The following is a 21,301-nucleotide window of genomic DNA, read 5'->3' on the forward strand; positions in this document are numbered from 1 at the left end:
TTTTTCTTACGCTACTACCTATTTCTGACATGAACCACTATCTGTTCGCCGGACTGATTGCCCTGGGTGCCACCCACATTGCGCACGCCCAGGCTCCAGCAGCCCCCCAAACCCAAGTGCAACTCAGCGTGAACCAGGTGGTGGCGCACTACAGTACGCTGGTGTCGGCCACGTACGAAGACAGCATCCGTTCGGCCCAGCAGATGCAAAAGGCCATCGACGCCTTCCTGGCCAAGCCCTCGGCCGCCACGCTGGCCACCGCACGCAAGGCCTGGCTGCACGCCCGTGAGTACTACGGCCAGACCGAGGCCTTCCGCTTCTACGGCGGCCCCATCGACGACGAAAACGGCCCCGAAGGCCGAATCAACGCCTGGCCCATGGACGAGTCCTATGTGGATTACGTGCAAGGCCAACCCAAGGCCGGCCTGATCAACAACCGCAAGGAAGCCATCACCGCCGAGCGCCTGGCCGAGCTGAACGAGCACGACGGCGAGGAAAACATCTCCACCGGCTGGCACGCCATCGAATTCATGCTCTGGGGCCAGGACCTCAGCGCCACCGGCCCCGGCGACCGCCCCTACACCGACTTTGTCGACGGCAAGGCCCCCAACGCCGACCGCCGCCGCGCCTACCTGCGCACCGTCACCGCGCTGCTGATCAAGGACCTGCAGTCCGTGGCCGCCCAATGGAAGCCCGGCGTGGCCGGCAACTTCCGCGCCGACTTCGAAAAGAACAGCAGCGACGCCGTGCGCCGCATCTTTGTGGGCCTGGGTTCGCTGTCGCGCGGCGAACTGGCCGGCGAACGCCTGGAAGTGGCCATGGCCAGCCGCGACCAGGAAGACGAACACTCCTGCTTCTCCGACAACACCCACCGCGATGCCGTGACCAACGCCATGGGCATCCAGAACGTGTGGCTGGGCAGCTACAAGCGCCTGGACGGCAAGGTCCTGCAAGGCCCCGGCCTGCGCGACTGGGTGGCCCAGCACGACCGCGGCGTGGCCGAGCAGACCACGCGCCAGATCGCCCAGTCCGTGAAGGCGGCCGAATCCATTCCGGCACCGTTCGACCAGGCCATCCAGGGTGCGCGCGACAGCGCCGCCCGCGCCACCATCCAGTCCACCATCGACAGCCTGGTGGCCCAGAGCAAGTCGCTGGTCGATGCCGCACACGCCGTGGGCATTGAACAGCTGAACCTGGTCGAACCCGAATAAGAACACCCATCCACCACCGCTGCCTGGGCCGCCCGCCGGTACGGGCAGCGGTTTTGCATTCGCCCCATGATGTTTCGCTGTCTGTCCCTCACCGCCGCGGCCTGTGCTGCGCTGCTGGCGGGCTGCTCCCTGCAGTCGCAGGATGCACCCCCTGTAGCAGCCGCCGCCACCCCGCCGCCAGACCTGTTCGCCCCGGCTCCGGCCGATGCCCTGCCCGGCGGCACCACCACCGTCTTCGCCACCGGCCGCAACGCGTTCTCGTTGCCCCTGGCCAATCTGAGCGATGAAGAGCGCACGCGCTTTGTCATCGGCAACTCCTTCTTCAAGCGCAACTGGGTGCAGGCCCCGGCCTCCACCACCGCGCGCGACGGACTGGGCCCGCACTTCCTGGCCCGCTCCTGCGGCGGCTGCCATGTGCAGGACGGGCGCGCCCAGCCCCCCGACTTCCACAACCCCCTGGCCCCGCAACCGTTTGCCGGCCTGCTGATGCGCCTGTCCGTGCCCGGCACCGACGCGCATGGCGGCCCCAAGCACGAGCCGGTCTACGGCGACCAGTTCAACACCATGGGCATCAGCGGTGTGAAGGGCGAAGGCGCGGTGCGCATCCGCTATGAACACATCAACGGCCAGTTCGCCGACGGCACGCCCTACCAGCTGGAGCGCCCGGTCTACGAGCTGCACGATCTGGCCTACGGCCCCATGGCCGCCGACACCATGGTCAGCCCCCGGATTGCCCCCCAGGTCATCGGCCTGGGCCTGCTGGAAGCCATTCCCGCCTCCGAAATCTTGGCCAACGCCCAGGCACAGGCCCTGACCGAGGGGCCCATCAAGGGCCAGCCCAACTATGTGTGGGACGCCTATGGCCAGCGCATGATGCTGGGCCGCTTCGGCTGGAAGGCCAATGTGGCCAGCCTGGCGCACCAGACGGGTGGCGCCTTCCAGGGCGACATCGGCATCACCTCGCCGCACTTCCCCCAGCAGACCTGCACCCCCACCCAGACCGACTGCCTGCAAGCCCCGCACGGCAAGGGCGGCGCCGGGGTGGAGATCGAAGAGCACGCCATCAACGACGTGATCTTCTACCAGAGCACACTGGCCCCGCCGGCCCGCCGCAACACCAAGGACGCCCAGGTGCTGCAGGGCGAAAAGCTGTTCCACGCCGCCCAGTGCGCCCAGTGCCACCGCCCCAGCTACCGCACCGATGCACCGCTGTTCCCCACGCTCAGCAGCAAGGCCGTGTCCGGGCAGACCATCACGCCCTATACCGATATGCTGCTGCACGACATGGGTGACGCCCTGGCCGATGGCCGGCCCGACTTCCGCGCCAACGGCCGCCAGTGGCGCACGCCGCCGCTGTGGGGCATCGGGCTGCTGGATGCCGTGAACAACCACCAGCGCCTGCTGCACGACGGCCGCGCCCGTGGCGTGCTCGAAGCCGTGCTCTGGCATGGTGGCGAAGCCCAGGATGCCCGCGACCGCGTGCTGCAGTTCAGCGCCGAGGACCGTGCCGCCCTGGTGAAATTTGTGGAGTCCCTGTAATGCCCGCCTGCCTGACCCCTCCCTCCCGCCTGCGCCGTGCGGCGCTCGCCATCGCCGCCAGCCTGGGCTTCTGGGCCGCGGCCCCCAGCCATGCGCTGGAAGTGGACGACCTGGCCACCATCGGCCATCAGCTCTACAGCCAGTGGTATCTGCCCCAGACCACCCAGGCCCTGGGCGCGGCGCAGGCGCTGCAAGCCAGCTTGCAGGCCTACTGCGGCCAGCGCCCCGGCAAGACCGATGCCGCCCTGCTGGGCGATGCCCGCCAGCGCTTCCAGCAGGCTGCCGACGCCTGGCAGCGCGTGGCCGCCGTCAACATGGGCCCGCTGGTGGAACGCCGCACCGACCGCATGGTCAACTTCCAGCCGCTGCGCCCGGCCCGCCTGGCCGAAGCCATCCAGCAGACCCCCAAAACCCTGGCCGACATGGAACGCATCGGCAGCCCCGGCAAAGGCTTTCCCGCGCTGGAACACCTGCTGTGGACCCAGCCGGCCCCACCCGGCAGCCCCAGCTGCAGCTATGCGGTGATGGCAGCCGCCTCGGTCACCGATGAAATCCAGGGCCTGCGCACCGCGTTCCAGGCTACCGCAGCGGCCAAGCCCGATCTGCGCGTCACCGAGGAATTCCTGAACCAGTGGATTGGCGGCCTGGAGCAACTGCGCTGGGAACGCATGGAAAAGCCGCTGCGCAGCGCCAGCACCACCTCCGGCAAGAAAAAGCCCCAGCTGATCCGCATGGACAGCGACAGCACCCTGGCCAGCTGGCGCGCCCAGTGGTCCGGCCTGCGCGATCTGGCCGTGGCCCCGGCCGGCGCGCCCGAGAACCAGGTCAGCATTGCCGGTCTGGTGGCCGCCCACTACCGCCCCCTCACCGCCGGCCGCTTTGCCAAGGCCGTGCAGGAAGTGGACAGCGCGTTTGCCGCACTCAACAGCACCGATCTGGAGAGCGTGCAAAAGCTCTCCACCGCACTCAGCGGCCTCAAGCGCTGGGTGGAAGCCGACATCGCCTCGCTGCTGCAGCTGAGCATCGGCTTTTCCGACGGCGACGGGGACTGAGCATGCCGTCTTCCTCCCCCACCCGGCGCCAGTGGCTGCAGGCGGTGGGCCTCACCGGTTTCGGCGGCCTGGCCGGCCTGAACGGATTGGCGCCGCTGTCCGCCTGGGCAGACTCCGCCGCAGCCGCGGCCCAGTCTGGGCCGGCCGGCCCGCAGCGCTTGGCCGCCGCCTGGATGCAAGGCCACGATCTGTTTGCCGGCATCGTGCAGCTCACGCTGGATGGTGCGCCGCTGCAGGTGCTGCAGTCCGAACGCATTCCCACCCGCGCCCATGGCATGACGGTGGAAGCTGACGGCGCCGTGGTCTTCACCAGCCGCCGCCCCGGTGACTGGCTGCTGCGCCTGCGCGCAGGATCGGCGCCGCAATGGGGCTGGATCGAGCCAGACCGCGCCTTCACTGGCCACGTGATCCACAGCAGGGACGGCCGCCAGCTCTACACCACCGAAACCGACCTGGAAACCGGCCAGGGCCTGATCGGCGTGCGCGATGCCGCATCGCTGGAAAAAACCGCCGAATGGCCCACGCACGGCATGGACCCGCACCAGTTGCTGCTGGATGCCGACGGCAGCCTGGTCGTCGCCAACGGCGGCATTCCCAGCCAGATCGAGACCGGCCGACGCAAGCTGCAGCTCACGCAGATGGACTCCTCCATCGTGCGCCTGCAGCCTGCCGCCCAGGGCGCGCTGGACGGCCAGTGGCGCCTGGCCGACACCCGGCTGAGCCTGCGCCACCTGTGCTGGGGCCCGCAAGTGGCGTGGCAGCCCGCACGCCGCTGGCTGGGCATTGCGCTGCAGGCCGAGCATGACGACCCCAGCACCCGCGCCCAGGCGCCGGTGCTGGCCCTGTTCGACGGCCAGCAGCTGCAGGTACAGCCCTTGCCTGCCGGCACGGCGCTGGCCGGCTACGGCGGCGACATCGGCTGCGACGGCCAGCACTTTGCCGTCAGTTGCCCGCGTGCGGACCAGCTCACCTGGTGGCAGCCCCCGGCACGCGCCGGCGAGCCCGTGCAATGGCACGGCAGCCGCCCGCTGCAAGGCGTGTACCCGGTGGCCAACCACAGCGTATCCCCGCTGCTGCCCGCACCGTCCCCCGCCGGGCTGTGGACGGCAGGCGAAGCCGCCGCCACGCGCCTGGCGGATGCCGCCAGCCCCCAGCCCGCCCCCGCCCTGGGGACCACCCAAGGCCGCGTGATGGACAACCACTGGATTCCGCTACCGACCACGGCGTAAAGCCAGCGCAGTGCCACCAGCGGTTGCACTGCGCCCACCCAGGTTCAGCTTGCAGCTTGCGCCACGCAAACGCTCCACCCTAAACAAAAGCCGGATCCCGCAAGGCATCCGGCTTTTTTATGGTGGCGGTTTTGTACGCCCCGGTTTCTACAGCAGCTTGAGCCACTCCACCAGCGCATCGATCTCCGCCGCATTCAACTGCAGCGCCTTGATGTGCGCCGACTTGGCCGGCACATAGGGATCGCGCTGGGGATCGCCTGCCACCACGCCCATGCCGCCGTTGTACAGGCGGATCAGCCCGGGCAGGTCGGGGAACAGGCCGTTGTGCATCCACGGCCCGGCATGGGCCACGCCGCGCAGGCTGGGGGTGCGGAACTTGCCCAGATCGTCCTTGTTGCGCGTGGCCTCAAAGCGGCCCAGGTCCTGGTTGCGGCGGCTGTAGAACGACAGACCCAGATCGTGGAACTCATGGTCGGTCAGCATGGGGCCGCTGTGGCAGTTCATGCACCGTGCCTTGGTGCGAAACAGGTGCAGACCCAGCAACTGCTGGTCGCTGAGCACGGCCGTGTTCCCGGCCACCACCTGGTCCGCCACGGTCTGCGGCGGGCGCACAGTGCGCACATAGGTGGCAATGGCGGCCACCATATCGTCCTCGGTCAGCTGGTGGCGCCCCGATGCCTTGGCAAACAGCTCGCGGTACTGCGGCTGGGCATTGACATGGGCCACGGCCGCTTCCAACGTGTTGTTCATCTCGAACACATTGGTGATGGACCCCTTGGACTGCGCCTCCAGCGACGGCGCGCGCCCGTCCCAGAACAGTTGCTTGGCAAAAGGCGCGGCAAACAGCGGCTGGGCGCGGCGGCGGCCCATCATCTTGTCTTCGCCCACGCTCAGCGCCAAGCCGTCGGTGAACGACTTGTCCGCCTGGTGGCAACTGGCGCAGGACACGCCGCCCTTGCGGGACAGGCCCGGGTCAAAGAACAGCGCCGTGCCCAGCGCCAGCTGCGCAGCGGCACCGCCATCGGCCGGTGGTGCCACTGGCGGCACAGCGGCCATTTCCTGCCAATCCTTGCCGGCATCCACCACCGGGCGCGGCCAGGCGGTCGGCTGGCCCTGGTAGCGGGCGCGCAGGCACGCAGCATCCCAGCCCTGGGCCGTGCCGCAGGCAAAGGACTGGTTGTCCACCACCTCCAGCAGGCGCGCCACGGCACTGCCCGAACGTGCGCCCTGCGCGGCCTTGGTGGTGGCGTCGGCGGCTATGGAGCCGGTCTGGGCCATGGCGAAAGGCAGTGCCCCCAGCCAGGCTGCCGCTGTCATCACAGCACGCAACCGCCGGGCACCCCTTGTGGCTAGACGGAAAGTCATATCGGAGCAATCAAAAAAACGGAGAAAGCGTGGACCTCCTCGTCCACGCCTGGAATGCAGCGGCGCCCAGGCCACCGACGGTGAAGGCCAAAGTGAAAGCGCTCAGAACTCGTAGGCCGCCGCCAGCCAGATTTCACGGCCGGTCTGGTAGCGCACATTATTCGCCGCAGCAGCATTGGCAATGGCGATGGGCACCTGCCTGTTGAGCAGGTTCAAGACGTCCAGACTCAAGGTCAGGCCTTTGAGCATGGCAGGCTGGTAGCTGAGCGTGCTGTCCCACGTCACATAAGAAGGCAGGCGCTGTGTGGCATAGCGCTCCACGCCCTTGCTGGTACCCAGGTAGGCCACGCCAGAGCGGCTGCTCTTCCACTTGATGCGATTGCCCCAGGTCACCCCCGCCATGCTCCAGCGCGCGGTGGTGCCCAGCATCAGCTCACGCGGCTGAGTGAAAGCGCTGTACGGCTTGTCCTTGCGCTGCATCTGCACCCCATTGACTTCCACAATGTCGTCGGCCGCCAAGCCTTCGGCTTCCCAGCCCAGGGTGCTGTCGTGGTTGCGGTACGAGTCCTTCCAGCTGAAGGCCATCCGTGCCGTCCAGTCCGCTCCTGCGGCCTTCCATGGTTTGAGCGTGCGCAGGCTGAACGTGGCCGTCTCGGCCTGGCCTGATCCCCCATTGGTGTAGAAGTAACCGGTGGTCGAGTTGCCCTCCGTCGTCACCCCGTCGCGGCTGGCTCGCCGCACATAAGACAGGCCGGCTTCCCACATGGGACTCAGCTGCTGGGTCCAGCTGAAGGCCCACTCATCCGAGTACGGTGTCTGCAAGCCTTCATACGAGTGGTTCACCATGGTCCCGGGTTTGTTGACCACCACGCCCTTCTGGATCACATAGCTCAGCAGCTCGCTCTTGCCCTGCTCCAGTGCATAGCCCATCAAGTTCAGGCCGTAATAGCGCGACCAGCCCATGCCCAGCTGCGTCTGTCCGTTACCCAGCACGTCCCAGTCCAGGCCCATGCGGGGAGCCACATTGGTGTTGCCCAGCAGGGTGTCGCGCTCCACGCGCGCGCTGGCAAGCAGCGCCACATTGCCCAGCTGCATGGTGTCAGACAGGTACAAGGCCAAGTCGTTGTATCCCACGCCGACAGTACCCGCCTGGTACCGATTCTCTGTCGTGATGGACTGCTGGCCATTGGCCAGGAGCGTCTGGTTGTAGGTGTAGGAATCCTGGTGGCGCACAAAGCTGGCATCGGTGCTGGTCAGGTCGACACCGCCATACACCTTGTGGCGTACCGCACCGTTGGCAAAGGTGTTCCAGTCCATGCGCAGCTTGCCGGTGTACTGGCGCTGCTCCAGCGACTCCTTGCCAAACCCGCCCCAGGTATAGGAAGACAGGCTCTTGTCCGCAAACAGCTGCACGGTGAAAGCGTCGGCACTGGATTCACGCGCTGCGTTCAGTTGATCCACACCCAATGTGGCCGTCAACTTGCCGTTGTCGAGTTGCTGGAACACTTCCAGCCCCAGGCCCATGGCTTTTTGGCGATTGGTCCAGGCAGTGTCGGCGTAGGAGTTCGACACCAGATCCTCTTGGCGGTTGGAGTACTTCAACAGCAAATTGCTGGTCGTGCCACCACCCCAGTTGGTGTGCAGTTTGGCCAGCAGATCGTCTACCTGGTCTTTCTCGTCGTGCATGTCCAGGGTGTATGCCTTGCCGTTGGGGACGGCCACCGAACGGTCCAGCACCTTGGACTGGCGCTGAATTTGCGATTCGCGGCGCGAGAACGACACCAAGGCATTGCTGTCTTGCGTCAGCCGGAAATCACCTTGCATGCTGGTGAAATGCTTCTTCCACACCGACGAATAGCCTGGCTCGCCATTTTCCCAATCCTCCACCACGCCTTCAGGCATCTCCTGCTGTGTCAGGTTGGAGCTGTTGAAGCTGCGCTTGATCTTGACGGTATTGGTCCCCTTGGGCGTCCTGATGCGCGCATCGATCACACCGCCCTGAAAGCTGCCGTATTCCACCGGAATGCGATTGTCGAACACCCGCACCTCGTCGAGCAGTTCCGTGTCGATGTTGTAGGCCTGTGAAAAGCCCGGGACCCGTCCCACCTGCAGCCCCAGAGCCCCTTCCTGGGGGTTGATCACATTCGTGCCGCTGATCCCGTCAATCAGAAACTGGTTCTGGAAGGGGCTTTCGCCATGGATGGAAAAAGACTCCGGCGCCAGCGAGCCCCGGTTGCCATTGCCGCTCATGGAGGGGTTCAGTGTGACTGCCGGATTGTCCGAAATCAGCGATGTCAGATCACGGTTGCCCCCTGCAGTGGCATCCATTTCCGCACGGTCATAGACACGGGCTTCCATGCGCTCGGCCTGCACCTGCACTTCCGGCATCGTCCGGGTCACCACACCGGCGTTCTCCGCGGCCGTCTCAGGCGGGTTGTCTGCCGTTTGGGCCATGGCCCAGTTGACACAGCACGCGGCGGCCAGCGCGACGGCCGTGGGGCGGGACAACAGACGGGAAGAAGCAGAAAACGGGCGCGAAACGCAAGCCGTGACAGCCGAAGACGGATGTCGGCTGAAAGTGGTGGTGTGCATGGTGGTGAAAAGAGCAAAACTGGCATTGCCAATACAAGTATTAGCAATGAGAACGGTTTGCATTCTACTTCTCGCCACGACGGGCGGCCGTCGCCCGCAACCAACGCCCTGTCAGTTACTCGACATGCATGCCGTGCTACTGCACAGCCCTGCCAAATGGTTTAGTGGGCTGCGTGTGGGCAGCGTTTGTCTTCCGACAGCCCCCCGCAGACAGCCAGAAGCCGCCGGCATGGCAGCCCTACCCGGAATGCGGCTGCAGCCGCCAGAGCCTGAACGTCCGCCGGGACCACCCCATCCCTGCTCCGCCCACACGCCCGCCTCCCCTACACAAGCCGTATCAGGCGCCCGTGGCCATCGGCCCGGCTTCGCGTGCGGTGTACTGCGCCACCCAGCCTGCGCTGTCGGTAAACAGGCGCAGCGCCTTGATGCGGCGCGCCGCCGTCAACGTGAAGCGGTGCTCCGCACCGGCGGGCACACGCAGATAGTCGCCCGGCCCCACCCGCACCGTGTGTTCGCGCCCCTGGGCATCAAAGAAGCCGAACAGCCCGGCGCCATCCACGATGTAGCGCACCTCGTCGTCGGCATGGGTGTGCGGGCGGTCAAAACGTGCCAGTGCTTCCTCCAGGCCCGGGGTGTCCGGGTGCAGCACCACCAGGTCCATGCTCTGGTAACCATGGGCAATGCACACATCGATCAGCCCGGCGCCCAGCGCCTGCACCACCGTGGCCTTGGCGCCTTCATCCAGCGCCGGCTGGGCCAGCAAGGCCGCCAGACCAGGCTCGGGCTCCAGCGGCCGGTGTTGCCAGTCCACCCCCAGGGCAGTAACGGCGCTGCGCAGCGCAGCGGGGGCGGTCAGTCCTGCGGCAATGTTCGATGGTTCTTGCATGGCTTGCTCTCTTTTTTCAACAATGGTCCAGCATGCCGCGCCGGGGCCGCGCGGCGCTTGATGTGGCACAAGCTGCACCATGCCTGCCTGCTGGCACCGCGGCACTGGATGGCGATCGCCACCAGCCAACACACCGGCACATCCGCACATACCGTATCCACGACCAAGAAAAAAGCCGCAGCGGCACGGTGCAGCTGCGGCTTGTGTGCATGGCAGGCCCGCTCACGCGCCAGCCCTGCGCCAGATCACTTGTGGCTGATGCGGCGCACCGCCCAGTCACCCAGGCTCTGGATGGCTTGCACAAAGAAGATCAGGATGATCACCACCGCCAGCATGATGTCCGGCAGGAAACGCTGGTAGCCGTAACGGATGCCCAGGTCACCCAGGCCGCCGCCGCCAATGGCGCCCGCCATGGCGGAGTAGCCGGTCAGCGACACAAAGCTGATGGTCAGGCCGGCCACGATGCCGGGCATGGCTTCGGGCAGCAGCACCTTCCAGACGATCTGGCTGGTCGACGCGCCCATGGACTGGGCCGCTTCCACCAGGCCGCCGTCCACTTCACGCAGCGCGGTTTCCACCAGACGGGCAATGAACGGGGCAGCAGCAATCGTCAGCGGCACCACGGCCGCCCAGGTACCGATGGACGAACCCGTGATGAAACGGGTGAACGGGATGATGGCCACCAGCAAAATGATGAACGGCGTGGAACGCACGGCATTCACGATCCAGCCCACGGTGCTGTTCAGCGCCGTGTTCTGCAGCACGCCGCCCTTGTCGGTCAGGCGCAGGAACACGCCCAGCGGAATACCGATCAGGCCGCCCAGAATCCCCGAGATGCCGACCATGATCAGCGTCTCCCACAGCGAGTCGATGAACAACTCGATCATCATTTCCGAAAAGTTCTCGAACATCGCTTACCCCTTCACCGACGCCGCCACGGGCACCACCTGCACCACCACACCGCTGCTGCGCAGATGGCTGATGGCCGATTCAATCTTCACCGCCTCGCCGCTGGCATACACCGCCAGCGAACCAAAGGTCTGCTCCTGGATTTCATCGATCTGGCCATGCAGGATCGACAGGTCCAGCCCCAGCGTGCGAATCAGGTGCGACAGAATGGGTTCATAAGCACTCTCGCCTGCATACGACAGGCGCAGCAACTGGCCGCTGGTGCCCGCCGTCAGGCGCGCCGACAGAGCCTGCACGCGCTGCATCACGCTGGCAGGCAGCTCCTGGGGCACGATCTCGTCGATCAGGCTCTTGGTGATCGCCTGCTGCGGCTGGGTGAACACATCGATCACCGAGCCCAGCTCGGCAATGCGGCCGGCGTCGATCACCGCCACGCGGTCGGCAATCTGCTTGATAACCTGCATCTGGTGGGTGATCAGCACCACCGTCACGCCCAGCTCGCGGTTCACCTTGCGCAGCAGATCCAGGATGGAACGGGTGGTTTCCGGGTCCAGCGCGCTGGTGGCTTCGTCGGACAACAGCACCTTGGGGTTGGACGCCAGTGCGCGCGCAATGCCCACGCGCTGCTTCTGACCGCCCGAGATTTGTGCCGGGTAACGGTCTGCCAACTGGTCCAGGCCCACCAGCTTCAGCAGCGGATCGATGCGCTTCTGGATGTCGGCCTTGGACATGCCCGCCAGCTCCAGCGGCAGCGCAGCGTTGTCATACACCGTGCGCGAAGACAGCAGATTGAAATGCTGGAACACCATGCCGATTTCACGGCGTGCTTCGCGCAGTGCGCTGTCGCTGAGCGTCAGCAGATCGCGGCCGCCCACGACCATCTGGCCGCTGGTGGGACGGTTGAGCAAATTGATGCAGCGCACCAGCGAGCTTTTGCCCGCGCCGCTGCGGCCAATGATGCCGAAGATCTCGCCCTGCTCGATATGCAGGTTGATGTGTTGGAGGGCTTCGACCGGCCCCTTGGGGCCTTGGTAGGTCAGGGACAGATCCCGAATGTCGATCATGGAGTCAGCCAGGCGGCCGCAAGCACATCCGCACGCGCTTGCAGCACAGGGTTCAAGAAGGAAGTAGCGAAATGTAGCGCTCCGTTATAAGAACGCCAACTATCGAAAAATCAAGTAATAAGACACAACCGTTATATAGGCATGTCCTATGCAAACCCCTAATGATGCCCGAATTGCCGGTCTGTTACCGAAGGTGAACCCAAAACCTTGAGCGGGGCGCAGTGTAGGCCTTCCCTGGCCCTGGCGCTCACCGCACAGCCCTGCGTGCAGGGCCTGAACGCAGGCTTGCAGCATGCAGCGTTGTGGCCGCTGAACCCGGTGCCAGCACACGGCACACGCCTGGGTGCTGCCTTCGCCCTATTCCTGCCGCACGCCCAGCCGCGCACGCCACGCCCTTTGCGCATGCCCCACCCGGCAGCACGGGCCTGCCCCACTGCCTGGCAGTCCTCCACCGCGCCACCATCCGGTGCAACCGCGCGCGTCCGCACCCCGGCTCGTCCATGGCAATGCCATTGCAGCTTTCTCAAAATACATAGCACCAGGTACCGCCAAGCACCGCAAGGTGCCGCCATGTATTGCAACAGCTCCCATTTCCAGCACTGCAGCGCATCGGCTTGTGCAAGCAAAAAATACCTGAACTCAGGGATAGCCAGGCACCCCGTTTGTCGCTAGGCTGCGACTTTGTAAGAAATCACTTACAAAGTCGACCCAACAGGGGAACTGCGGCTTCGTTCGTCCTACCTCTTCGCCGCACCACCAGGCTGCTAGCTGTACCCAATGCCAGCGTAGTCATGAGTGCACCGCCCCCTCCTCGATACCGCTGGATAGCGAAACCACTCCATGAACCAGATTTACCGCGTCGTGTTCAACAGCATCACCGGCACATGGCAGGCCGTCAGCGAGATCGCTCGCGGTCGCAGCAAAAGCAGCCGCGCTTCAAAACGCACCCGCAGCAGCGCCGTACCGGCCTTGCATGCCGGCATGCTGGCGCTGTCCTTGGCCTTTGGCAGTACATTCGCCCATGCAGCCTGCACCCCGGGGAATCCTGCCGACGGAGCGGCGGTGAACTGTACCGGCACCAGCCTGGACGTAGCGCTGAACGCCAACTCGCTGGAGGTCACGGTGGGCATCGGCGCACTGCTGACGAGGAACGACATCACCTTCCCGACGCTGGCCATTACGGGTACCAACAACACCTTCATCAACAACGGCAACATCGACCTGGGCTACTACGGTCCGCCACCGGTCCGCATGACGGCGGTCAAGATAACCAGCCCCACCGCCTCGAGCCTGACAATCACCAACAACTCCGGCACTGGCAACAATGGTCAGATCGTCGGTTACAGCGGCTTCCTCGGCATCGGCATGACCAACCTCACCGGTGCGGCGCTGGACATCAACAATGGCTCTGGCGGGCGCACGAACATCAACAACTACGGCCGGATCCTGTCGACCCTGCTCTCTGGCGCTACAGAAACCGAGTCCGACCTGCCAGTGGTTGGGGTCTACGGCGGTAGCCAGGTGACTTTCACCAACACCGGCACCATCACCGGGCGGGTTGCCTTCGAAGGTTCAGGCGAGGGCAACATCTTTATCAACCAGGGCACCATTACCGGTGGCGTGTCGTTGGGCCAGGGTCGTGGCAATAATGAGTTCAGGGCCGTCACCGGTTCGTCAGTCGTCAGCGGCGGCGGCAGCGGCGCGGCCCAGTCGATCAACGGCCTGCAGTTCGCCGCCGCCGGCATCGTCGATGGCGGGGCCGGCGGCGACAATACGCTGTACCTGCAGAACACCCTGAACGGTGGCACGGGCACCAGTACGGGCGTCGGCAACATCAACCTGAGCTCCTACACCAATTTCGGCTACCTGAATCTCCTCGGCGGGACCTGGACCGTGCAAGGCGCTCTGGTCGGCGGCATCCAGGCCGTCCTGCAGGGTGGCACGCTGCAGACTGACAACAGCGGCTTTATCGGTAACGGCCTTATCGGCGGCTATGGCGGTACGATCGCCAGTTCTGCGGCGACGATGAACTTCGCCAACAATTTCTACCTGGGTTATTCGTACGACATCGCCGCCGGCGGCCTGACGTTCAGCAGCGACACCACGGCATTCACCCTCTCGGGCACAATCGACGGGGAGATCAATTCTCCGCTGGTCAAGACCGGTGCTTCGTCCCTGCGCCTGAACGGCGTCAACACCTATATTGGCGGCACCACCCTCAGTGGCGGCTCGCTCATCATCGGCAGCAACCAGGCGCTGGGTACCGGCACTGTCTCCGCGGCCACCGGTACCCGGATCGACTCCGCAGCCACCTCGGCCCTGAGCAACACCTTCAACCTGGCGGGGACCGTGAATTTCGGCGGCACCAGTTCGCTGACCCTGAGCGGGCTGGTCCAGGGCAGCGGTGCCTTGCTTAACAAGGATGGCTCGGGCACCTTGGTGCTGACGCGCAGCAATACCTACAGCGGCGGCACCACGCTGACGGCCGGCACCCTGGCGATCGGCAGCAACCAGGCGCTGGGCAGCGGCAGCGTGGCCGCGGCAAACGGTACCCGGATCAACTCCGCAGCCACCTCGATCCTGAACAACAGCATCCTCATGACTGGCACCGTGAATTTCGGTGGCAGCAGCACGCTGACCCTGAACGGCACGCTTCAGGGCGCCAGCGCCGTGCTCAACAAGGACGGCTCGGGCACGCTGGTCCTGACCGGCGCCAACACCTACAGCGGCGGCACCACGTTGAGCGCCGGTACGCTGACGCTCGGCAGCAACAGCGCAATCGGCTCCGGCAACTTGACGGTAACCGGGGCCTCCACCCTGACCAGCAACCAATTTGTCACCTTCCTCAAAGATGTTGCGCTCAACAGCACCCTGACCGTGGGCGGCAACAACGATCTGCGCCTGCTCGGCAACATCACCGGGAGCTCAAGCAACAAGCTGATCAAGACCGGCAACGGCAATCTCATTCTGGGCGGCAACAACAGCTTTTCGGGCGGGATCGAGCTCAATGCGGGCAGCGTGACGATGCTCAATTCGGGTGTGCTGGGCAACGGCGGCCTGACGGTCACCGGCAACAGCAGCCTGGTGGTCGAGATGCAGCAGACCAACCTCCAGCCGGTCGCCATCAATTCGGGCGCGACCTTGCAACTGGTCGCCAACCAGGCCTACGCGCTGCAGAGCGTGCTGTCCGGCAGCGGAACGCTGGTCAAGGACGGCACCGCGGACCTGGCGCTGATGGCTATATCGCCGAACTCGTTCAGCGGCCTGTTCGATGTGGTCAAGGGCCAACTCGTCTCGTCGATTCCGGGCAGCCTGGGCACCAATCCGAGCCTGAATATCGGCAGCAACGGCACCGTCAGCCTGGCGGGCAGCGAAACCATCGACGCCCTCAGCGGCACCGGCAGCCTGGTCATCGGCAGCGGCGGCACCCTGAATGTCGGCAGCCTCAACAGCAGCTCCACCTTCGGCGGCGCCATATCGGGCGACGGCACGCTGCAGAAGATCGGCACCGGCAACCTGACACTCACCGGCACCAGTGTTATCGGCGGCGTCACCAGCGTCAGCGCCGGGCGCCTGGACATCGCATCCGGTGCCAACTTGACCAGTAGCCAAGTCACCGTCGCCAACAATGCGACGCTAGGAGGGAGCGGAAGTTTGTCTGGCAGTGTCACCGTGAACAGCGGCGGCACCTTGACTCCTGGTTCCAGCAATGGCACCGGCAGCTTGACCGTCGGCTCCCTGACCATGGACCAGGGCAGCACCCTGGCGGTTGCACTGGATACTCCTGGCGTCAATTACCAGACCCTTGGTCAAGGCACCAGTGTGAGTGTGACAGGCAATTTGGCACTGAATGGCGTGTCGCTTAGCGTGACAGATGCTGGCGGCTTCGGCCCAGGGCTGTATCGCTTGTTTGACTATGGCGGGACGTTAACGATGAGCAATGGCGGCTTCGCCGCCACACCGGCGGACGTCACCATCCAGTCTCTGACTGCCGACAAGAAAATCAATTTGATCAACACGCAGGGCTTAACTCTCGGTTTTTGGAACGCCAATGGGCAGGCATCCAGCACTGCCATGGGTGGAGGTTCGGGCACCTGGAGCAACACGGCGGCGGCGTGGACCGATGCCACAGGGAGCATCACCGCAGCCATGTCGCCCCAGCCAGGCTTTGCTATTTTTGGTGGCGCTTCCGGTACGGTCACCTTGGATAGCACTGCTGGTGCCGTCAAAGCCACCGGCCTGCAATTTGCCAGTGATGGCTATCGGTTAAATGGTGATGCACTGACCCTGGTGGCGGATGCAGGCCATGCAGATCCGGTAGAGGTGCGCGTGGGAGATGGCAGCGGCCCAAGCAGCACATGGACTGCGACCATTGACAACGTGTTGGCAGGCACCGACGGTCTGAAGAAAACCGGTGCAGGCACTTTGGTGCTGAACAGCAGCAACACGTACAGCGGTGGCACCACCGTAGCAGCAGGCACGTTGTCTGTCAGCAGCGACAACAACCTGGGGAACACCTCCGGTGCGCTAACCCTTGATGGAGGCAACGTGCAAGTCACTGGCACGGCTTTTTCAGGCAATGGCAGCCGCAACTGGGTGCTTGGCAGCACGGGTGGAGGCATTGACATTGCCGATGCCGCACACAGCTTCACCTTGAGCAGCACTTTGACAGGCACAGGCAGCTTGCTCAAAACCGGCGCGGGCACGTTGACGTTAAACGGAACCAACAATTACAGCGGTACCACCACCATTGATGGCGGTAAGTTGGTAGCTTCGGTGACTAATCTGGGCAGCGGCGCCATCACCAACAATGCAGCGCTGGAGCTGAACCAAGCCAGCGATGACACCTTGACCCAGACCATCAGCGGCAACGGCTCCTTCACCAAGACCGGCGCCGGCACGCTGACCTTGACAGGCACCAACACGGCGACAGGTGAGACCATTATCAGCGCAGGTGGCCTGGTCGCCTCCGTAGCCAACCTGGCCAGCGGCGCCATCACCAACAACGCTGCGCTGGAACTGAAGCAGGCCAGCGATGCCACCCTGGCACAGAAAATCAGCGGCAGCGGCAGCCTGACCAAGACAGGCGCCGGCGTATTGACCCTGACGGGCAACAGCAGCAACTACACCGGCAGCACCCTGGTTGCCAATGGCGGCCTGCTGCTGGGCAGCACCGCCAAGCTGGGAGGTACCGTGACGGTGGCCAGCGGCGCCACCCTGGCAGGTACCGGCAACGTGGGCAGCACAGGCTCGGTGGTGACCGTGCAAAGCGGCGCCACCATTGCTGCGGGGGATGCGTCCTCTGCCTACGGCACATTGCGTGTCGCTGGCGATCTGGTGCTGGAACAAGGCGCCCTGTACCAGGTGCAGGCAGATCCCAATTCCTCTGCCAGCAGCCTGCTCAAAGTGGCAGGCAAGGCCACACTGGCAGGCAGTGTGCTGCATGTGGGCAATGAATCCAATGCCGCCACCGACTTCCAGGTAGGCAAGACCTACGCCATTCTGCAAGCCAGCCAGATCGAGGGGACGTTTGGCTCCGCCATCTCCAACTTTGCCTATCTGGACACCAGCCTGGGTTACTCTGCCAACGAAGTGACACTGCAACTGCAGCGCAAATCCAGTGGCGGAGGCAACGGTGGAACAGGGGGTAATGGCGGCGGACAGATGGAATTTGCCGATCTGGCAGAAACACGCAACCAGTCTTCCGCCGCCAACGCCATCAGCAGCCTGCCCAGCAGCCATGCGCTCTACCAGTTTGTGGAGAAGCTGCCAGCAGGCACACCTGCGGCGGTGCTGGCCAGCCTGTCCGGCGAAGTGCAGGCCAGCGTGGGCAGCAGCCTGGTGGGCCTGGGCGCTTTTGCCCCCGGCATCAGCGGCCAGCATCTGCGCAACAACATGACGGCGGGCTTCCGTGCCGGTGCACCAGTGGCGCAGAGCGATGGAGCACTGCCGGCATCGGCCTGGCCGTCATCCAAGGCCCTGCCCGCATGGGCCGAGGTGGTGGGCCACTGGCAGCGTTATGACGGTGACGGCAATGCCGCCCAGCTGAAGCAACGCACCACGGGCCTGTTCCTGGGCATGGACCAGGAAGTGGGCACCAGCGGCTGGCGCCTGGGTGGCTCTGTGGGTTACACCAATGCCGACGGCAGGGTGGCTGACCGTTCCTCCGAGTCGGACGTGAACAGCTACAGTGCAGCCGTCTACGGCGGCAAGAGCTTTGGCACCGGCACGGGCCCGCGTATCAACGTGCTGGGTGGTCTGGCCTATACCTGGCACGACATCGAGACCACGCGCCGCGTGAGCAGCCTGGGCCAGACCCTGAAGGCCGACTACAGCGCCCACACGGCGCAGCTGTTTGCCGAAGTGGGTTACGCCATTGGCCAGTACGACAAGGTGGGGTTTGAGCCCTTTGCAGGCGTGAGCCTGGGCCAACAGCGCACCGGCAGCTTCCAGGAGCACGGCGGCTTTGCAGCCCTGAAGGGCCGTAGCAGCACCGACGACCTGGCCAGCACCACCTTGGGCATGCGCGTGCACAGCGACTTCCAGCTGGCCGGCAAGGAAGGCCGCCTGCGTGCCACCGTGGGCTGGCGCCATGCCTTTGGCGATGTGACGGGCAAGAAGACCATGGCGTTTGAAGGCAGCCAGAACTTCACCGTGGCCGGTACCCCGCTGGCGCGCAATACCGCTGTGCTGGGTCTGGAGGCTGATGTGGCCCTGTCGCGCAGCGCCGCTTTGGTACTGGGCTACCAGGGTGAGATGGGCAGCGGCCAGCGCGACCACTCTGCCAGCGTAAAGCTGCGCTGGGCGTTCTAAAGCTACAGCGCGCTGCGCTGCGCGCAATGCTCAACCCCTGCCGGTGCAAACCGTCAGGGGTTTTTGCATGGGGGAATCGAAAACGTGGCGTGGTCTTGGACGCCGATCAGCCGAAGCGGACCAGGGCCAGGCCTGGGTTCACTGCGGCTGCACACCGTAGCGCTGCATGGCGCTGGCGATCTGGCCTGCCTCGGTGGTGGTGGCGGGAAACAGGCGGTAGCTGGGCGCCACGATGGGCTGCACCGCATCCACATCCATCAGCAGTACGGCGTGCAGTGGAAAACGCGGCCCGAGCAGCGGATACAAGGGCGCCGCCCAGCGCCCAAAGTCGGCATCCTGCGGGTGCAGCACGCTGCAGGTTCCCTGGAGCTTGAAGCCCTTTTGTGCAAAGACATCCACAAAAGACAGGCAGGCACGGGGATTGGCTTGCAAATTGCGCACCGACACCGGCGATGCAATGTGCGCCACCACCACATGGCGGTCATCCACCGGCGTCCAGATTTCTTTGGGAGAGACATTCGGCTGGCCATCGGTATTCACCGTGGCCAGCCAGCACAGAACCGATGCCTTTGCCGCAGCATGCACCTCGGAAGTCAGCAGAGTCATAGCACCTTGAGCACTTTAAAAGTCAGTGATGCAGCCATTCTATGCAGCGGGCAGCCTTGAAAGTCCTGGCAGCCTGGGCTGGTGCCCGTGATGGACACCCAAAGACAATGCCCGCGCAGTGGGGGCTAGGTGGGGGCGTCTGGAAAGTGGCAAATGAAAGGAGTCGTTGCCGGCGACGCTGCAAGCCACCGCCTGGCGGCTGCGTGGCCACGGCCCTGCGCGGTCACCGGGCCTGTGGAGACTGCCGAGCCTGTGGAACCGGCGCAGCTTCAGGCGACCCAACGCCTTACCACTTGCCCTTGGCCGGCCGGTTGGCACGCACAGCCGTAGACAGCAGTTTCACCATGAAATCGCGGTCGGAGCGGCGGGCAAAGTCCACCGCCGTCTGGTTCTGCTGGTTGCGCAGGCTCACGTCGGCGCCCTCTTCCAGCAGCAGCTTGACCATGGCCTCGCTGGAATACTGGGCTGCCAGCATCAGCGGCGTGCTGCCGTTGGGCGAGGCGGCGTCGATGTAGGCGCTGTGCTCCAGCAGGTAGCGTGCAATCGCCACACTGTGCTCCAGCCCGGCCGAAGCGGCGTAATGCAGCGGGGCCCAGCCTTCGCGGTTGATGTCGGCGCCGCGCTCGGCCAGCTTCTGCACCAGCTCCAGATTGCCCTTGATGGCAGCCATCATCAGCGGGGTCTCACCCTGGCGGTTGGCCAGGTTCAGATCGATTCCCGGCGCCAGCAGCAGGGTGTCCACCACGCGCCACGATTCCTGGCGCATGGCCAACGTCAGGCCGGTGCGGCCGCGTTCGTCCGGGGTGTTGGGGTTGAAGCCGCGCAGCAGCATGGTCATCACGTCGCGGTACTGGTCGCGCACCACGGCGGTGAAGAACTCGCTGGTCGCATCGGCCCGTGCCGGCAGCATGGGCACTGCCACCAGCATGCCACCTGCCAGCCGGGCTGCCATGCGCTGCAGCGCCTGGCGGCGGCGCATCATGCCACCACGCCGGCAAACAGCCGGTCAAAGTTGGCGCTGGTGATACGGCCCACCTCTTCAGCGCTGATGCCGCGCAACTGCGCCACCTGCTGCGCCACATAGGGCACATAGGACGGGTTGTTGGTCTTGCCCCGGTACGGCACGGGGGCCAGATAAGGACTGTCGGTTTCGATCAGCATGCGGTCCAGCGGGATGTAGGCGGCAACATCGCGCAGATCCTGCGCGTTCTTGAACGTGAGAATGCCAGAGAACGAGATGTAATAGCCAATATCCAGCGCGGCCTTGGCGACTTCCATGCTTTCGGTGAAGCAGTGGAACACGCCGCCTGCCTGGGTGGCCGAGCCATCTTCCCCCTCTTCCTTCAGGATGGCCAGGGTGTCGACCGACGACGCACGGGTGTGGATGACCAGCGGCTTGCGGCAGGCCTGGGCCGCGCGGATGTGGGTGCGAAACCGCTCGCGCTGCCATTCCAGATCGGCAATCGTGCGGCCGCCCTTGCGGTCTTCCATGCCGTAGTAGTCCAGCCCGGTTTCGCCAATGCCGACCACGCGGGGCAGTGCCGCGCGCTCCACCAGGTCCTGCACGCTGGGCTCGGTCATGTCCTCGGTGTCCGGGTGCACGCCCACCGTGCACCACAGGTTGTCGTGCCCCAGGGCCAGGGCATGCACATCGGGAAACTCTTCCATGGTGCAGGAAATGCACAGCGCCCGCGTGACCTGGGCCTGCTGCATGGCGGACAGAATCTCGGGCAGCTTGGCTTGCAGTTCGGGAAAGCTCAGGTGGCAGTGCGAATCGGTAAACATGGGGTTCCAACAGAAAGCAGGCCCGGGACGGCGGCCACGGGAAAAACGCTATTTTCCACCGAGATGCGGTGTGCCTGCAGGCGCGCCGCAGGCCGCCCCTTGCCACAACTCGGCAGGCATCGCCCTTGTGCCCCTGCCCGCATGCGATGCGCCGCGGCACAGCCCCGTGGTGGTACCGGGCGCCAGGGGTTGGCGGACAGCCCCAGGCACCAGCCCATGCACAGCCCAGACACCAACACCACCCCGCAAT

Annotated in this window: 13 protein-coding genes; 5 read left to right on the forward strand and 8 right to left on the reverse strand. The window is 65.1% G+C overall.

The genetic code is table 11. The annotated features are described in order from the left end of the window. Nucleotides 1–29 precede the first annotated feature (29 nt). The 4 genes from QM470_RS01255 (at nt 30) to QM470_RS01270 (ending at nt 5,031) form a co-directional block, all read left to right on the forward strand. Entirely contained in the window at nt 30–1,211 is a 1,182-nt protein-coding gene (locus QM470_RS01255; protein WP_283337839.1) for an imelysin family protein, read from the forward strand. 66 nt (nt 1,212–1,277) lie between these two features. Continuing rightward, nucleotides 1,278–2,750 (forward strand): di-heme oxidoreductase family protein, encoded by a 1,473-nt coding sequence (locus QM470_RS01260; protein WP_283337840.1) that lies wholly within the window; start codon nt 1,278–1,280, stop codon nt 2,748–2,750. Then, on the forward strand, nt 2,750–3,802 hold the full coding sequence (locus QM470_RS01265; protein ID WP_283337841.1) for an imelysin family protein: 1,053 nt from the start codon (nt 2,750–2,752) through the stop codon (nt 3,800–3,802). Before QM470_RS01260 ends, QM470_RS01265 begins: the two co-directional genes overlap by 1 nt. A 2-nt stretch (nt 3,803–3,804) precedes the next feature. Further along, nucleotides 3,805–5,031, forward strand: a complete 1,227-nt coding sequence (locus tag QM470_RS01270; protein ID WP_283337842.1) for a DUF1513 domain-containing protein — start codon at nt 3,805–3,807, stop codon at nt 5,029–5,031. A gap of 147 nt (nt 5,032–5,178) precedes the next feature. On the opposite strand, the gene QM470_RS01275 is transcribed toward QM470_RS01270, so the two are convergent. The 5 genes from QM470_RS01275 to QM470_RS01295 form a co-directional block, all read right to left on the reverse strand. Next, on the reverse strand, nt 5,179–6,348 hold the full coding sequence (locus QM470_RS01275; RefSeq protein ID WP_283337843.1) for a cytochrome-c peroxidase: 1,170 nt from the start codon (nt 6,346–6,348) through the stop codon (nt 5,179–5,181). Nucleotides 6,349–6,498: 150 nt separating this feature from the next. Beyond that, nucleotides 6,499–8,850 (reverse strand): TonB-dependent receptor, encoded by a 2,352-nt coding sequence (locus tag QM470_RS01280; RefSeq protein ID WP_283337844.1) that lies wholly within the window; start codon nt 8,848–8,850, stop codon nt 6,499–6,501. 475 nt (nt 8,851–9,325) lie between these two features. Then, nucleotides 9,326–9,874, reverse strand: coding sequence for a cupin domain-containing protein (locus QM470_RS01285; RefSeq protein WP_283337845.1), 549 nt, complete (start codon nt 9,872–9,874; stop codon nt 9,326–9,328). Nucleotides 9,875–10,119: 245 nt separating this feature from the next. After that, a complete protein-coding gene (locus QM470_RS01290) occupies nt 10,120–10,785 on the reverse strand; it encodes a methionine ABC transporter permease (RefSeq protein ID WP_283337846.1) in 666 nt (221 codons plus the stop codon). Nucleotides 10,786–10,788: 3 nt separating this feature from the next. Next, complete coding sequence (locus QM470_RS01295) at nt 10,789–11,847, reverse strand: methionine ABC transporter ATP-binding protein (protein ID WP_283337847.1); 1,059 nt, start codon at nt 11,845–11,847, stop codon at nt 10,789–10,791. An 840-nt stretch (nt 11,848–12,687) separates the two neighbouring features. On the opposite strand from QM470_RS01295, the gene QM470_RS01300 reads away from it, so the two are divergent. After that, nucleotides 12,688–18,660, forward strand: coding sequence for an autotransporter domain-containing protein (locus QM470_RS01300; RefSeq protein WP_283337848.1), 5,973 nt, complete (start codon nt 12,688–12,690; stop codon nt 18,658–18,660). Nucleotides 18,661–18,798: 138 nt separating this feature from the next. On the opposite strand, the gene QM470_RS01305 is transcribed toward QM470_RS01300, so the two are convergent. From QM470_RS01305 to QM470_RS01315, 3 genes are all read right to left on the reverse strand, one after another. After that, nucleotides 18,799–19,266, reverse strand: coding sequence for a pyridoxamine 5'-phosphate oxidase family protein (locus QM470_RS01305; RefSeq protein ID WP_283337849.1), 468 nt, complete (start codon nt 19,264–19,266; stop codon nt 18,799–18,801). 286 nt (nt 19,267–19,552) lie between these two features. Then, complete coding sequence (locus QM470_RS01310; RefSeq protein WP_283337850.1) at nt 19,553–20,248, reverse strand: ankyrin repeat domain-containing protein; 696 nt, start codon at nt 20,246–20,248, stop codon at nt 19,553–19,555. After that, a complete protein-coding gene (locus QM470_RS01315; protein ID WP_283337851.1) occupies nt 20,245–21,051 on the reverse strand; it encodes a TatD family hydrolase in 807 nt (268 codons plus the stop codon). Before QM470_RS01315 ends, QM470_RS01310 begins: the two co-directional genes overlap by 4 nt. Between the last annotated feature and the right edge of the window lie 250 nt (nt 21,052–21,301).

This window comes from Comamonas sp. 17RB (assembly GCF_030056555.1).
In the GTDB taxonomy this organism is placed as follows: domain Bacteria; phylum Pseudomonadota; class Gammaproteobacteria; order Burkholderiales; family Burkholderiaceae_C; genus Comamonas; species Comamonas terrigena.